Annotated in this window: 13 protein-coding genes; 8 read left to right on the forward strand and 5 right to left on the reverse strand. The window is 72.5% G+C overall.

Features of this window, described 5'->3' with window-relative positions:
* The first annotated feature begins 281 nt into the window (after positions 1-281).
* The gene (locus tag ACFYVL_RS34290) at positions 282-722 is read left to right on the forward strand and encodes a hypothetical protein (RefSeq protein ID WP_389251966.1); all 441 of its coding nucleotides are present in this window, start codon (positions 282-284) and stop codon (positions 720-722) included.
* 136 nt (positions 723-858) lie between these two features.
* Here ACFYVL_RS34290 and ACFYVL_RS34295 read toward each other — a convergent pair whose 3' ends face one another.
* Positions 859-1746 (reverse strand): NAD-dependent protein deacetylase, encoded by an 888-nt coding sequence (locus ACFYVL_RS34295; RefSeq protein ID WP_389251968.1) that lies wholly within the window; start codon positions 1744-1746, stop codon positions 859-861.
* A 233-nt stretch (positions 1747-1979) separates the two neighbouring features.
* Between ACFYVL_RS34295 and ACFYVL_RS34300 the strand changes: the two genes are divergently transcribed.
* The 5 genes from ACFYVL_RS34300 to ACFYVL_RS34320 all read left to right on the forward strand — a co-directional run bounded on the left by ACFYVL_RS34300 (position 1980) and on the right by ACFYVL_RS34320 (position 8198).
* Positions 1980-2960 carry an alpha/beta fold hydrolase gene (locus ACFYVL_RS34300; RefSeq protein ID WP_389251970.1) on the forward strand — a complete coding sequence of 327 codons (981 nt, stop codon included), beginning with the start codon at positions 1980-1982 and terminating at the stop codon, positions 2958-2960.
* Positions 2961-3144: 184 nt separating this feature from the next.
* The gene (locus ACFYVL_RS34305; protein WP_389251972.1) at positions 3145-4299 is read left to right on the forward strand and encodes a sensor histidine kinase; all 1155 of its coding nucleotides are present in this window, start codon (positions 3145-3147) and stop codon (positions 4297-4299) included.
* Positions 4296-4955, forward strand: coding sequence for a response regulator (locus ACFYVL_RS34310; protein WP_389251974.1), 660 nt, complete (start codon positions 4296-4298; stop codon positions 4953-4955). Before ACFYVL_RS34305 ends, ACFYVL_RS34310 begins: the two co-directional genes overlap by 4 nt.
* Positions 4956-5121: 166 nt before the next feature.
* Positions 5122-6768: an APC family permease gene (locus ACFYVL_RS34315; RefSeq protein WP_389251976.1), complete on the forward strand. Its 1647-nt coding sequence runs from the start codon at positions 5122-5124 to the stop codon at positions 6766-6768.
* A gap of 47 nt (positions 6769-6815) precedes the next feature.
* The gene (locus tag ACFYVL_RS34320) at positions 6816-8198 is read left to right on the forward strand and encodes an L-serine ammonia-lyase (RefSeq protein WP_389251978.1); all 1383 of its coding nucleotides are present in this window, start codon (positions 6816-6818) and stop codon (positions 8196-8198) included.
* Between the two features lie 8 nt (positions 8199-8206).
* Here the strand turns inward: ACFYVL_RS34320 and ACFYVL_RS34325 are convergent, their stop codons facing one another.
* On the reverse strand, positions 8207-8344 hold the full coding sequence (locus ACFYVL_RS34325; protein ID WP_389251980.1) for a hypothetical protein: 138 nt from the start codon (positions 8342-8344) through the stop codon (positions 8207-8209).
* Between the two features lie 58 nt (positions 8345-8402).
* Entirely contained in the window at positions 8403-9227 is an 825-nt protein-coding gene (locus tag ACFYVL_RS34330) for a DMT family transporter (RefSeq protein ID WP_389252157.1), read from the reverse strand.
* Positions 9228-9382: 155 nt separating this feature from the next.
* On the opposite strand from ACFYVL_RS34330, the gene ACFYVL_RS34335 reads away from it, so the two are divergent.
* Positions 9383-10348 carry a LysR family transcriptional regulator gene (locus ACFYVL_RS34335; RefSeq protein WP_389251982.1) on the forward strand — a complete coding sequence of 322 codons (966 nt, stop codon included), beginning with the start codon at positions 9383-9385 and terminating at the stop codon, positions 10346-10348.
* A 1-nt stretch (position 10349) separates the two neighbouring features.
* On the opposite strand, the gene ACFYVL_RS34340 is transcribed toward ACFYVL_RS34335, so the two are convergent.
* Both ACFYVL_RS34340 and ACFYVL_RS34345 read right to left on the reverse strand, forming a co-directional pair.
* Positions 10350-11696 (reverse strand): tetratricopeptide repeat protein, encoded by a 1347-nt coding sequence (locus ACFYVL_RS34340; RefSeq protein ID WP_389251984.1) that lies wholly within the window; start codon positions 11694-11696, stop codon positions 10350-10352.
* A 138-nt stretch (positions 11697-11834) separates the two neighbouring features.
* Positions 11835-12752, reverse strand: a complete 918-nt coding sequence (locus ACFYVL_RS34345) for a LysR substrate-binding domain-containing protein (protein ID WP_389252159.1) — start codon at positions 12750-12752, stop codon at positions 11835-11837.
* Between the two features lie 119 nt (positions 12753-12871).
* Between ACFYVL_RS34345 and ACFYVL_RS34350 the strand changes: the two genes are divergently transcribed.
* Positions 12872-14017: a diaminopropionate ammonia-lyase gene (locus tag ACFYVL_RS34350; RefSeq protein ID WP_389251986.1), complete on the forward strand. Its 1146-nt coding sequence runs from the start codon at positions 12872-12874 to the stop codon at positions 14015-14017.
* Positions 14018-14084 lie beyond the last annotated feature (67 nt).

The following is a 14084-nucleotide window of genomic DNA, read 5'->3' on the forward strand; positions in this document are numbered from 1 at the left end:
CGGCGGAATTGCGGCACGGGCCATGGGGAATTCCGACCGGGGACCGATGCGGCGAGGACTCGTGTCGCCGACCTGCGGTCCTCTGCTTTTTCCGGTGCCGAACCGGTCAACTCCGAGAAATTCATTTTTCAGGAACCCTGTAAAACGTGGCCGAGAGTCGTCGAAATCGGTGGAGCTGGATATTCCGATTGTTGAGATCCTGCTGAGACCCCTGTTGTTGGTCTGGTGAGTAAGGCACGGTGTCGAATGGAAAGGGCAAACTAAAAGAAAAGAGCACACCAGTGGTACGCAAAACCATGACCGTCGCGGCGACCCTCGTAGGCGCACTCGCTTTTGGTGTGGCTGCCGCCGCACCGGCCGCAGCGGCGGACAAGTGGCAGCACGGGACCAAGATCTCCGACCCCAACGTTCCCTACTGGCGATGCGTCGGCGACTCCTACGTGGACGTCTGTTTCGTCCCCGACGGCGACCGCATCTACGTCCACGACGCCAAGGCCGACGGGGCCTCGGCCGTCGCCGACTGGCGCAACTACAAGAAGTGGAACGACCCCGGCGTCTACCGCACCGGTCAGTGCGTCAACTCCAACGGTGCCGGTACCTGGGTCGTCTGCAACAAGAACTTCTACGAGGACGGCTCGGTCGTCCTGAACGCCCGTACCTATGACTTCGGTTCGAGCAAGTGGAAGCACGACGGACCGTACGAGTCGTACAGCACGAGCTGACCCCGCCGAACGCGCGGCCCGCGGCCCCCGGAACCGGGGTGCCCGCGGGCCGCGGAAGGGACTCCGCGCCGGGCCCGGCGGACGTCGCCGGGGCACCCCGTACGGCCTGCCGGGCCCGAGCCCGCGCCGCGTGCGCTCAGTGCGGGACGGGGACACCGAGCCGGTCGGCCACCCCGGTGAGCACCTCGCCGAGCGGCAGCGACACCCGGGCCAGGGCCAGGCGGTCGCCCCGGGTGGGGTCCCGGTTGACGATCAGCACCGGCTTTCCGGCCTCGGCCGCCTGGCGTACGAACCGGAGCCCGGACATCACCGTCAGGGAGGAGCCGAGGACCAGCAGCGAGTCGGCTGCCCGGACCGCCTCGCGGCACTGCTCGACCCGCTGCGGCGGCACGGCCTCCCCGAAGAACACCACGTCCGGCTTGAGGACGCCGCCGCAGACCGTGCACGGCACCGGGCGGAAGTCCCCGACCTGGTCGTCGGTGAGGTCGGCGTCGCCGTCCGGGTTGATCCCGGCGGCCACCGGCGCGAAGCCCTCGTTGGCCTCCGTGAGGCGCACGGCGAGGTCACCGCGGGCCTCGACCGCGCCGCAGGACAGACAGACGACCCGGTCGAGGCTGCCGTGCAGTTCCACGACGTTCTCGCTGCCCGCGGCCTGGTGCAGCCCGTCGACGTTCTGCGTGATCACACCGGGGACCAGCCCCTGCCGCTGGAAGGCGGCCACCGCCCGGTGCCCGGCGTTCGGCCTGGCCCGGCCGAAGACACGCCAGCCCAGATGGCTGCGCGCCCAGTACCTGCGCCGCGCCTGCGGGTCGGAGACGAACTCCTGGTACGTCATCGGGGTGTGCCGGCTCAGGCTCCCGCCCTCGCCCCGGTAGTCCGGAATCCCCGACTCGGTGGAGATGCCCGCCCCGCTCAGCACCAGCGCGTTGCCGCGCCCCAGTACGTCGGCGACGGGTCCCCAGTCCGAGGTGCCGGGCGGCAGATCCCCGTCGGGGACCCAGTTCAACGTGGGACGCATGCGCATGCTGCCAGGGTACAAAGCCTGCGCGGACGCCCGCGGACGCACGCGGTCCGCCGCGTGGCCGTCCCGGACGTGTGCTGTCCCCGTGGGTGGTTCCCGTGCGTTGTCCCCCGTGCGAGCTACCCGGAAGTGGGCTCCGTGGGGTGACGATCCGGAGCCGCCGAATCCATAACGTTCGGCATGCGTCCCGTACGAGGCGCCCCTGACCTCTCCCCTGTCCCTCCGGAGGCCCTCCCGTGAAACGCTCGCTCAAGGTGACCGCCGTGGCCGTCGTGCTCTGTGCCGTGGGCGGCGCGGGCATCGTCGGGTACGGGAACGTCGCAGCCGAGGCGCGGTCGCTGTCGGAATCCCTCATCGACGCGGTACGGGACGACGAGGACGAGAGCGGCGGTGACCGGGGCAACGAGGAGAAGGGCAGTGGCAAAGGTGCGGGGGAGCAGGGCGGTGCGGACTCGTTCTCGGGCACCAGGAAGGTCCGGGTGGCGGGCCGCTCGGTCAATGTCTCGTGCTCCGGCCGCCCGGTGGACGGCAGGCCGGTCGTCGTCCTCATGGCGGGCGGCGGCGACGGGCTGAACACGATGGCCGGCCTGACCAGGACCCTGGCCAAGGACGCCCGGGTCTGCTCGTACGACCGGCTCGGCGAAGGCGCCAGCGACAAACCCACGGGACCCCAGACGGTCGAGGACAGCGGCAGGATCCTGACCGGGGTCCTCGACCGGATCGTCGGCGACCGCCCGGTCGTCCTCGCGGGCCACTCCATGGGCGGCCTCATCGCCGCCCGGTACGCGCCCGACCACCTGGACCGGGTCAAGGGCCTGGTCCTGATGGACGCCACGGTCCCGGCCCTGACCGCGGGCATCAACAGGGCGATCCCCGCGTCGGCCACCGGCATGGCGGCCCAGCTGCGGGACCAGACCATCGGCGTGAACAAGGGCCAGAATCCGGAGAGGTTCCTCATCACCGACGCCCCGGTCCGCCCCGCGGGGAACATCCCGGTGCAGATCCTCGCGCACGAGTCCCAGTACTCCATGGTGCCCCGGTACGGGCCCGCCCTGGAGCGGATGTGGGCCGACGGGCAGCGCCAGTGGCTCGCGCTCTCGCCCCGCGGCAGCCTCAGCACCGCTCCCGGGACCGGCCACTACATTCACGTCGACCGCCCGGACATCGCCGTCGGGGCCATCCAGCGCGTCGCCGCGCAGGCCGCCGCGCGCGGGTAGGGCCGATGCGTCCCACAGCCCCGGTCCGCCCACTCCGTCCGACCGGTCAACGTCCCTTCCGCCACCGGGCCGGCCGTGCGAACTCCGGCCACCAGGACTCCCGCCGCCCGGCCGGCCGTGCGAACTCCGGTCAGCAGCAGTCCCGCCGCCCGGCCGGCCGTGCGAACACCCCTAAGCTTTCCCGGTGATCACTCCACGGCGGGTCCCGGAACAGTGGCGCCGGATCGGTCCCGCGGTCTGGTATCCGGCGCTCGGACTGGCGCTCCTGGCCGCGTCGTTCGTGCCGGCGCTGCACAGCCGGGGGACGCTGCTCGGCAGCGTGCCGAACCGCCCCTTCGACGCGGTGGCCGTCGTCGCGATCCTGCTGGAGGCCCTTCCGCTGCTGGTGTGCCGGCGCTGGCCGGTGCTCTGCCTCACCCTCGTGTCCCTCGGCTTCGCCGTCGACCAGCTGCGCGGCTACCACTCGTTCGCGGGCAGCGCGCTGCCCATCGCGCTGCTGACCGTCGGATCCCGGCTGGAAAGCCACCGGCGCGCCACCGTGCTCGCCCTCTCCGGGGCGTACGTCCTGCTGTCGGTCGCGCTGTACCGGCTCGGCACCGGCGATCCGCCGATCGAGTTCGTGACGTTCTATCTGGCGCTGGCCCTGGCGTGGGGCATCGGCGTGTGGCTGCGCGGCAACCGGACCGCCGAGGCGGAACGCCGCCGCCGCGTCGCCGCGGAGACCCTCGCCGACGAACGGTCGCGCATCGCCCGCGAGTTGCACGACGTGGTCACCCACCATGTGACGGCGATGGTCGTGCAGGCGGAGGCGGCGCGCTGGCTGACCGACGCACCGGACCGTCTCGACCAGTCGCTCACCGCCGTCAGCGACACCGGCCGCCGGGCCATCGCCGACCTGCGGCACCTGCTGGACCTGCTCAACCCCGACCACGGACCCGGAACCAGGGCCCCCGCCGCCGGCCGGCTCCGTACCCTCGTCGAGCAGACCCGCCGGGCCGGGCAGCCGGTGGAGTTCACCGAGGAGGGCACCCCGGCACAGTCCACCGGCAGCGCCGACCTCGTCGCCTACCGGGTCGTGCAGGAAGCCCTGACGAACGCACTCAAGCACGCCCACGGCAGCCGCACCTCGGTACAGGTGCACCACGGCGGAAGGGAGATCACCGTGGAGGTCAGCACGGCCGGAACCGGCGCGTCGGCCGCGTCCCCCGGCGGGAGCGGACGGGGGCTGGCCGGACTCCGCGAACGCGTGGGCGTGCTGGGCGGCGAGTTCAGCGCGGACCCGCGCGACGGCGGCGGCTTCGTCGTACGGGCCCGCATCCCCGGCGGGAGCGCCTCGTGACCGAGCCCGTCCGGGTACTGGTCTGCGACGACCAGGTACTGGTCCGCACCGGTCTGGTGACCATCATCGACGCCCAGCCCGACCTGGAGGTGGTGGGGGAGTGCGGGGACGGGGGGACCGCGGTCGAACTCGTCGAACGGCTGCGTCCGGACGTCGTGGTGATGGACGTCCGCATGCCGGTGCTCGACGGCATCGAGGCCACCCGCCGCCTCGCGGGCGCGGCCGTGCGGAACCCCGTCAAGGTGCTCGTCGTCACGACGTTCAACCTGGACGAGTACGTCTACGAGGCGCTGCGCGCCGGGGCCGGCGGGTTCCTGCTCAAGGACGCCCCGCCGGCCCAACTCCTCCAGGGCATCCGGACGGTGGCCTCCGGAGCGGCACTGCTGGACCCGGAGGTGACACGTCAGCTCGTGGGCAGGTACGCGGCCCGGATCCGCCCCGCCGACGACACCCCGCCCGAGCACCCGCTCACCCCCAGGGAACTGGAAGTACTCCGCCTCCTCGCGGAGGGCCTCTCCAACAGCGAGATCGCCGGGGCCCTGTCGCTGAGCCAGGAGACGGTCAAGACGTTCGTCTCCCGCATCCTCGCCAAACTCGGCCTGCGCGACCGCGTCCAGGCGGTCGTCCACGCCTACCGCCGGGGCCTGGTCACCTGACGACGCCCCGCCCGCCGCGTGCGCCGGTTCCGACCGCGAGTCCGAAGTCATCACGAGATAGGCCGATTTACCCGCACCTTCAGGACTAACGGCGCGTCAACTGTGCAATTCCGCTCATTACTGTCGTTGCATCAGATCCGGTTCAACGGCGAACGGTTGACAGCACATGGACATGAGCGCGGGCAACAGAAAGAGCATCAGCCTCTTTGCCCTGATCATGATTGGCATCGGCTCCATCTTCGGCTCGGGGTGGCTCTTCGGTGCGGGCAACGCGGCGAAGGTCGCCGGTCCGGCGGCGGTGGTCGCGTGGATACTCGGAGCGATCTTCATGGGGCTGATCGCCATGTCGTACGGAGAGGTGGGCGCGGCCTACCCCATACCCGGCGGCATGGCACGGTTCGGCGCCTTCTCGCACGGTCCTGTGCTGGGGTTCATCACCGGCTGGGCCGTCTGGCTCGCGGTGGCAGCCCTCATCCCGATCGAGTCCATCGCGACGACCCAGTACATGGCGTCCTGGAACTTCAGCTGGGCGTCCGGGCTGTTCGACACGGCGAACCATCAACTCACCGGCTCCGGAACCGTCGTCGCCTTCCTGCTGACCGTCGCGCTCTGGCTCGTCTGCTACTGGTCCGTCCAGCTGCTCGCGCGGGTGAACATCCTGCTCACCCTCTTCAAGTTCGGCATCCCCGTCCTGACCGTCGCCGCCCTCATGGCCTCGGGCTTCCACACCAGCAACTTCAGCAGCGCGGGCGGCTTCGCCCCGTACGGCTGGACCGCGGTCCTCACCGCCGTCAGCACCAGCGGTGTGGTGTTCGCCTTCAACGGCTTCCAGGCGATCGTCAACCTCGGCGGCTCCGCCAAGAACCCCGGCAGGGCCATCCCCGCCGCCCTCATCGGCGCCCTCGGACTCGGCCTGCTGATCTACCTGGCGCTCCAGGTCGCGTTCATCGGTTCCGTGCCCCCCGACGAGCTCGCCGCCAAGGGCTGGCAGGGCGTCAACTTCGACTCCCCGTTCGTCGACCTCGCCAAGGTGCTCGCCCTGCACTGGGTGGTCACGATGCTCCAGTTCGGCGCGTTCATCTCGCCCGCCGGGTCCAACATCGCCAACGTGGCCTCCTCCGCCTACATGGTCCAGAACCTCGCCGACAGCGGCTTCTTCCCCAAGAAGCTCAAGGAGGTCCACCCGGTCTACGGCACCGCCCGTCCCGCGATGTGGGCCAACCTCGTCTTCTCGGTCGTCCTGCTGCTGGCCGCGGGCAAGAGCTGGAGCGCGCTGTCCGCCGTGGTGTCGGCCGCGATGGTGATCTCGTACCTCATCGGCCCGATCGCCGTTGGGCTCTTCCGGCAGACCAAGCCCGACCTGAAGCGCCCCTTCCGGCTCCCGGCCGCCGCGTTCCTGTGCCCCTTCACCTTCGTCCTGGCCGCCTGTGCCCTGTACTGGTCGAAGTGGCCCAACACGGGCCTGTGCATCCTCCTCGCCCTGATCTCGGTCCCGATCGCCGCCGTGGTGATGCACCGCCGTGAACCCGGCTCGCTGGTACGGCAGTTCGCCCCCGCCTGGTGGATGATCGCCTTCCTCCTCTGGATGGCCGTGATCTCGGCCCTGGGCAGCCCCGATTTCGGCGGCAGCGGCCTCATCCCCGGCGGTGTGGACATGGCACTGGTCGCGGTGAGCGCCCTCGGCTTCTACTACTGGGCCCTGAACGCCGGCCGCAAGGCCGCCCGGGACGGACTGGCCCGCGACTGCTACGAGGAGGAGACGGCACCCCAGGAGGACAGCGCCACCAAGGAAACGGTCGTCGTCGCGTCGTAACCCGAGCGCTCCCCCCACCTACTGCCACCTCCGTCCCAAGGGGCCCCATGTCTCTCTCCGTCTTCGACCTCTTCTCCATCGGCGTCGGACCCTCCAGTTCCCACACCGTCGGGCCGATGCGCGCCGCCGCGTTCTTCGCCCGCGAGCTCCGCAGCACCGACCTGCTCGCCCGTACCGCCCGGGTCCGGGCCGAACTCTTCGGATCGCTCGCCGCCACCGGCGTCGGCCACCGCACGCCCGAGGCCGTCCTGCTCGGGCTGTGCGGCAACCTCCCGCACACCGTCGACCCGGACGCCGCCCAGGCGGACGTGCGGGCGGTCGAGGAGTCCGGGCGGCTCGTGCTGCTGGGGGCGAAGGAGATCCCGTTCGCCCCGGCCACCGACCTCGTCATGAAACCGGACGAGACCCTGCCGCGGCACGCCAACGCCATGCGCCTGACCGCGTACGCGGCCGACGGCACCCCGCTCCTCGCCAAGACGTACTACTCCGTCGGCGGCGGCTTCATCGTCGACGAGGACGAGGCGTGCGCCGACCCCGACCGGGCGCCCCGGCCGGACGTCCCGTACCCCTTCCGCACGGCACAGGAACTCCTCGCCACCACGCGGCGCACCGGGCTGCGCATCTCCTCCCTCGTCCTCGCCAACGAACTCTCCCGGCGCAGCCACGCCGAAGTGCACCAACGCCTCGGAGAGATCTGGCAGGTGATGGACCGGTGCATCGAGCGCGGCCTGGCGCAGGAGGGCGTGCTGCCCGGCGGGCTCGGCGTCCGGCGCCGGGCCGCGATCACCGTCCGCCAACTCACCGCCCTCGGGGTCGACCACGCGCGCTCCACCGAGTGGGCGACGGCGTACGCGATGGCCGTCAGCGAGGAGAACGCGGCAGGGGGCCGGGTGGTCACCGCCCCCACCAACGGGGCCGCCGGCGTCATCCCCGCCGTGCTGCGCCACTACCTCGCGTTCGCGTCGCCGCACCTGTCGCCGAGCCAACTGGAGGCGTACATCGGCCGGTTCCTGCTGGCCGCCGGGGCGTTCGGGCTGCTGCTCAAGGAGAACGCCTCCCTCTCCGGGGCCGAGGTCGGCTGCCAGGGCGAGATCGGGTCCGCGTGCGCGATGGCCGCCGCCGGCCTCACCGAAGCACTCGGCGGCACCCCCGAACAGGTGGAGAACGCCGCCGAGATCGGCATGGAGCACAACCTCGGCCTGACCTGCGACCCGGTCGCCGGACTCGTCCAGATCCCCTGCATCGAACGCAACGGCATGGCCGCCGTCAAGGCCATCGCGGCGGCCCGCATGGCACTGCGCGGCGACGGCCACCACCGGGTCGGCTTCGACGAGGTGACGCTCACCATGAAGGAGACCGGCGTCGACATGCTGGACAAGTACCGCGAGACGGCCCGCGGCGGCCTCGCGGTCAACGTCACGGTCTGCTGAAGCCACCGTCAGCCGAAGCAGCCGAAGCAGCCGAAGCAGCCGAAGCAGCCGAAGTAGTCGACGCAGTCGAAGCCGCCGTCCGCCGCACGGTCCGCACCCGGCTCCGCCCACCGGAGCCGGGTGCGCCGCGACGCCCGCTCGCCCACCGTGGGCGCGACCGCCGCTCCCGCCCGCCTGCCGACGCGGCTGCCGGCGGTACGGCGATCAGCCCGGTGCGGTGCGGCTCCGGGCGGAGGCCGCCGCGACGGCCACGGCGTTGGCGCCGACGACGACCGCGATGGCCGTCCAGGCCGCCGCGTCGAGGTGCTCGTCGAGCACGACGAGGCCGACCAGGGCCGCGAAGACCGGATTGACGCTCATGAACACGCCGAAGAAGTGCGCCGGCACCCGGCGCAGCGCGAGCAGATCGGCGAGGAACGGCACCGCCGAGGACAGCACCCCGGCCGCCAGGGCGCAGCCGAGGGCGGGCCACGTGGGGGGATGCCGCCAGAGGACCAGGGCGCCGACCGGGAGGTAGAGGGCGCCGGACACGGCCGCGGCGGCGGCCGAGCCCTCCAGACCGGGCAGACGCCGGCCCACGGCACGGTTGAGCAGGATGTAGCAGCCCCAGCACACCGCGGCCAGCAGCGCCAGCGCGATGCCGAGGTAGTCCGTGGACGGCGAGGGACGGGTGAGGACGACGACCGCGCCCGCGGCGGCCAGCGCGCACAGGGCGTCGGTCCGGCGGCGCGAGCCCGCCAGCGCCACGGCCAGCGGACCGCAGAACTCCAGGGTGACGGCCAGCCCGAGCCCGATGCGCCCGATGGCCGTGTACAGGGCCAGGTTCATCACCGCGAACACCACCGCCAGCCCCAGCACGGGCCGCCACTGCGCCGCGGTGAACGAGCGCGGGCGCGGCCTGCACGCCGACCACAGCACCCCGGCGGCCACCCACTGACGGATCGCCACCACCCCCGCCGGGCCGACCACCGGGAATGCCAGAGCGGCCACCGAAGCTCCTACCTGGTTGGACAGACCGCTGCCCAGCATGAGCGCCACTCCCGCTCGGCCGCTGCCCGTACGACTCGTCCCGCCGCCGTCGGCGGGGGCCCGGCCGACACCCTGTGAGGTCTCCATGGCCACACGGTGCGCCGGTCCACGGGATACGCAAAATGCATCCGTCGCGCTGTCGATACGCTGAGCGTATGGATACGCCGGGAAAGACCACCGCAGGACCGGGAGAAGCCGCCGGGCGCGGGGACGCCGTCCGGCGAGGTGACGGTGCCGGGCGGGGCGATGCGACCGGGCTGGAGCTGAAGCACCTGCGCTGCCTGGTCGCCATCGTCGACACCGGCGGCTTCACGGACGCCGCCCTCGAACTCGGCGTCTCGCAGGCCGCCGTCTCGCGCACCCTGGGCGCCCTGGAGAAGGTCCTCGGGGTACGGCTGCTGCACCGCACCAGCCGTACCGTCGAGCCCACCACGGCCGGCGTCCAGGTGCTCGCCCGTGCCCGGCTGCTGCTGGCGGGCGCCGACGAACTCGTCACCGAGGCCACCTCGGGGCACAGCAGACTGCACATCGGCCACGCCTGGTCCGCGTTCGGCCGGCACACCACCGAGTTCCAGCGCCGCTGGCACCACTACCACCCCGGCACCGAACTCCGGCTCATCCGGCACAACTCCGCCACCGGAGGACTCGCCGAAGGGCTCTGCGACCTCGCGGTCGTCCGCAGCGCCCTCGACCTCAAGCCCTGGTCGTACGCCCTCGTCGGGCACGAGCCCCGGTACCTGGCCCTGGCGAGCGACGATCCGTGGGCGCGCCGCCGCAGCATCCGGCTGGACGAAGTCGCCACCCGCACCCTCGCCTTGGACCGCCGCACCGGCACCACCACCCTGAACCTGTGGCCCGAGGGCGAACGGCCCGCCGTCGAGCACACCCACGACATCGACGACTGGCTCGCCGCCATCGCCACCGGCCGCTGCGTCGGCATCACCCCCCGGGGCACCGCCGCCCAGTACCGACGCGACGGCATCACCTACCGCCCGCTGCGCGACGCCGCACCCGTCCCCGTCCACATCGTCTGGCGCCGCCAGGACCCCCACCCGGCCACCCACGCTGCCGTCGCCCTGGCCATCGACCTCTACGGCGCGGCACACCGGACCCGGGGCTGACCTACGGCGCCGTGGCAGCGATGTACAGGTGCATGGCGGTGAGGTCCAGGGTGAGCGCGTAGGGCTTGTGGAAGCAGTGGAAGAAGGCGGCGCGCACGTCGAACCCGTAGGGGGCGAGAGCGGCCTGGGGGTGCGACTCGCAGTAGATGTCCCGGGCGGCGGCGTCGCCGATGCGGATCTCCCGCGGATAGCAGGGGTAGGTGACGGCCGGGTGACTGTGGGCGAACGTCCCGAGGGGACGGCCGTGGTCGGTGCGTACCCCCAGCTTCTCGGCCGTGTCGGCGAAGACGACCGCGGCGCTCTCGCCCCCGCTGCCGCCGAAGTTCACGCCCACCACCCCCGTGCCGGAGCCGGAGGCGCCGGTGACCGTGCCCCGGGTGTGCAGGAACTGGTCGGCCAGCCACAGCGGCAGCGGCTCGGCACCCGCCCGTACGGACGCGGCGTGCACCCGGCCCGCCGCCTCCGGGGTGCGGCGGCGCAGCACCAGTTGCCTGCCCGCGTAGTCGAAGGTGGTCAGCAGGTGGGAGAAGACCCAGGTGCCGATCATGCCGTCGCTGTCGGTGTCGGTGTCCTCCCCCGACTCCGTCGACGACCAGCCCACGGGGACGTTGCGCAGTTCGATGCCGCCGAGCTCGAAGGAGTCCAGGATCCCGTAGTGCGCCCACATGAAGCCGCCCTCGAACTCGACCCGCTGACTGGCGACGGGCTTCAGTCCGGTCTCCTTGGCCACCGAGGCGCGCATGCTCAGGTTCGAGGCCCCGGTGTAGAACGTGAAGTGCTTCGTCGGACCGCCGTTGACCGAGACCTCCACCAGCGGCATCGGGTCCATCTGCCGGATCGGCAGCCGCGCGATGTCGCCGCGCACCTGGTACGGCTCGCCGCGGACGGCGGCGAACCACTGGGCGTAGGCCTTCTCGCCGGCCGCCTGCCAGTGCGGTGCGGCGAGGGGGAGCTTGTCCTGCCGGAGGTAGCAGTCGCCCAGCAGGTAGTGGGCGTCCTTGTCGTCGGGCGCCAGCCGGAGGGCCGTACCGAGGTACTTCTCTGCGTCGGCGAACCTGTTGGCCAGCAGCCCGATCCGGCCGCGCCGGCGGGCCGCGTGCACGTTCCGGGGGTCCTTCCTCAGGACCTCCTCGTACGCGCGCCCCGCCTTCTCGAACTCCCCGGCTCTGAACAGCGCGTCCGCGTCACCGCCGCCGGCCAGCGCGGATGCCGTTCCGCCGAGCAGCGACGAGGCCGCCGCGGCACCGGTCAGGGCGGCGGCACCGCGCAGCAGCGAGCGCCGGGTCCAGTTGTTGTCGTCGGTGCCTGCGGCAGCCACGTCCTCGGGAACCATGTCTTCAGCGGCCACGCCTTCTCCTCGGTGTCTCTCCGTGGTGATGAGCGGTTCCACTGAAGAGGCCCCAGTGTTGCGGCGATGTATGCGGATTTCGATACGCGGGCGATACGCCCCGGGGCGTCCGGGCCGTGAAATCCCCGCGGATTCAGGTCAGTCGGCCATCGAGTCGGTCACCGACCGGCGGAGCGCGGCGCGGCAGGCCAGCACTGCGGGATGCCGGCTGGCGCCCTGCCGTACGACGGTGAAGACGCGGCGGCGGCGCTGCCCGAGCGGCAGTTGCCGCAGCGGAACGGCCGGTGGCCGCCCGCTCCAGACCAGGTCGGGCAGGAACGCGGCGGCATGCCCCTGCTCCACCAGCCGCAGGTGCAGGAGGAGGTCGGTGGACTCGAACCGTACGTCGGGTTCGAAGCCCGCCCTGCGGCACAGCGTCACGGCCCAGTGCCGGGCGGGCGTGCCTTCGGGCTCCATCACCCAGGGGCGACGGGCGAGCGAGCGCAGCACCGTGAGCGGGCCGCCGCGATCCGTGCTGCCGGAGTGCTCGGGGAGGGCGAGGCGCAGCGGGTCGTGGAGCAGGTCCTCCTGTTCGAGCTCGGCGGAACGCGGGTGGGGACTGCCGGGGTACTCCTCGGCGAGGACCAGGTCGAAGTCCCGGGCGTGCAGGGCGGGCAGGGACTGTTCCGGTTCCTGCTGGGTGAGGTGGACGCGCAGCCGCGGGTGCCGTTCGCGGAGCAGGCCGAGCGCGGTCGGAATGAGCGCCAGGGCGGCGGTCTGGAACGAGGCGATGCGCAGGGTGCCGGTCAGTTCGTCGAGGGAGGCGGCGATGTCGGACTCGGCGCGCTCCAGGCGTTCGAGCACGGCTTCGGTGTGCGCGACGAGGATCTCGGCCTGCTCGGTCAGCCTGACCCGCCGCCCAACCGGCTCCAGCAACTGGACACCGACCTCGGCCTCCAGCTGGGACAACTGCTGGGAGACCGAGGAGGGCGCGTAGGACAGGGCGGCGGCGACGGCCGCGAGCGTGCCGCGGTGCTTGAGCTCGCGCAGCAGGCGGAGCCGGTGCAGATCGAACACTGCCGACACGTCCTCTCGTGACTGCGGTCCCAGCAGCCCCACTGATCGGATTCCTCGACGGGTATACGTCGAAAACATGCGCTGGACCGATTGTGGCAGGGCGGCGGACCCTGGGGGGTGTGACCGACAGTGCCGCCTCTTCCCGCACCCTGCCGTGGTTCGCCCGTTCCGGGGCGCGCGCGTGGCGGTGCGCACCCGCACCCGCCGGGGCGCGGGCCTTCCACCGCACGCTGCCCGGCTACGCCTCCACCCCGCTCGTCGAACTTCCTTCGCTGGCGCGCGAGTTGGGTGTCGGGCGGGTCTTCGTCAAGGACGAGTCGCACCGGCTGGGGCTGCCCGCGTTCAAGGTGCTGGGAGCGTCCTGGGCCGTGCACCGCACGCTGGCGGAGCGGGCCGTGCACGGTGCGGAGCCCGGCCCCGTGACCCTGGTGACCGCCACCGACGGCAACCACGGCCGGGCCGTCGCTCGTACGGCACGCCTGCTCGGGCAGCGCGCCCACGTCTTCGTCCCCGTGGGCGTGCACCCCGTGGCCGCGGCGGCCGTCGTCGCCGAAGGGGCGCGGCTCACCGAGGTCGCGGGGGACTACGACGAGGCCGTCCGCCGGGCCGCAGCCGCGGCCGAAGGGCCGCAAGCGGTCCTGCTCCAGGACACCGCGTGGCCCGGATACGAGCGGATCCCGGGCTGGGTCGTCGAGGGGTACTCCACCCTCTGCGCCGAGATCGACGAGCAGTTGACACAGGCGGGCGTTGTCGAGGGCCCCGGCCTGGTGGCCGTGCCCGTCGGCGTGGGCTCCCTGGCCCAGGCCGTGGTCACCCACTACCGCAGCCGCCCGGCCGGCCGGCCTCCGGCCCTGCTGTCCGTGGAGCCCGAGGCCGCGGCCTGCGCACGGGAGAGCCTCGCCCGTGGCGGCCCCGTCAGCGTCACCACCGACACCACCACCATGGCCGGACTCAACTGCGGCACCCCGTCGAGCATCGCCTGGCCCTTTCTGCGGGACGGGCTGGACGCCGCGGTCGCCGTATCGGACACGGACAGCGCGCTGGCCGCAGCCGACCTCGCCGGACTCGGCCTCTCGTCGGGGCCCTGCGGGGCCGCTCCGCTCGCCGGAACCCGGGCCGCGCTCACCGGCGCGGGCGCCGGGGGACGCAGGGCGGCGCTGGGCATCGGCCCCGACACGGTGGCCGTCCTGCTGAACACGGAAGGCGCCTCTGCCAACCCGCACCCGAGCCCCGCACCGCCCGCCGCCCGCACGTCCCCGCTCTGACGCGGGTGCGCGCGGGCAGCCAACTGCGGCACGCGAGAGGGTGCCCTGGCCTGCACGCCTGCGCCTG

It is taken from the genome of Streptomyces sp. NPDC004111, assembly GCF_042874215.1.
GTDB lineage: Bacteria > Actinomycetota > Actinomycetes > Streptomycetales > Streptomycetaceae > Streptomyces.

Excerpts from the sequence above, each read along its gene's own strand:
- ACFYVL_RS34335 (WP_389251982.1), top strand. The coding sequence starts at position 9,383 with ATGGATACGCCGGGAAAGACCACCGCAGGACCGGGAGAAGCCGCCGGG.
- ACFYVL_RS34320 (WP_389251978.1), top strand. The coding sequence starts at position 6,816 with ATGTCTCTCTCCGTCTTCGACCTCTTCTCCATCGGCGTCGGACCCTCC.
- ACFYVL_RS34330 (WP_389252157.1), bottom strand. The coding sequence starts at position 9,227 with ATGCTGGGCAGCGGTCTGTCCAACCAGGTAGGAGCTTCGGTGGCCGCT.
- ACFYVL_RS34315 (WP_389251976.1), top strand. The coding sequence starts at position 5,122 with ATGGACATGAGCGCGGGCAACAGAAAGAGCATCAGCCTCTTTGCCCTG.
- ACFYVL_RS34295 (WP_389251968.1), bottom strand. The coding sequence starts at position 1,746 with ATGCGCATGCGTCCCACGTTGAACTGGGTCCCCGACGGGGATCTGCCG.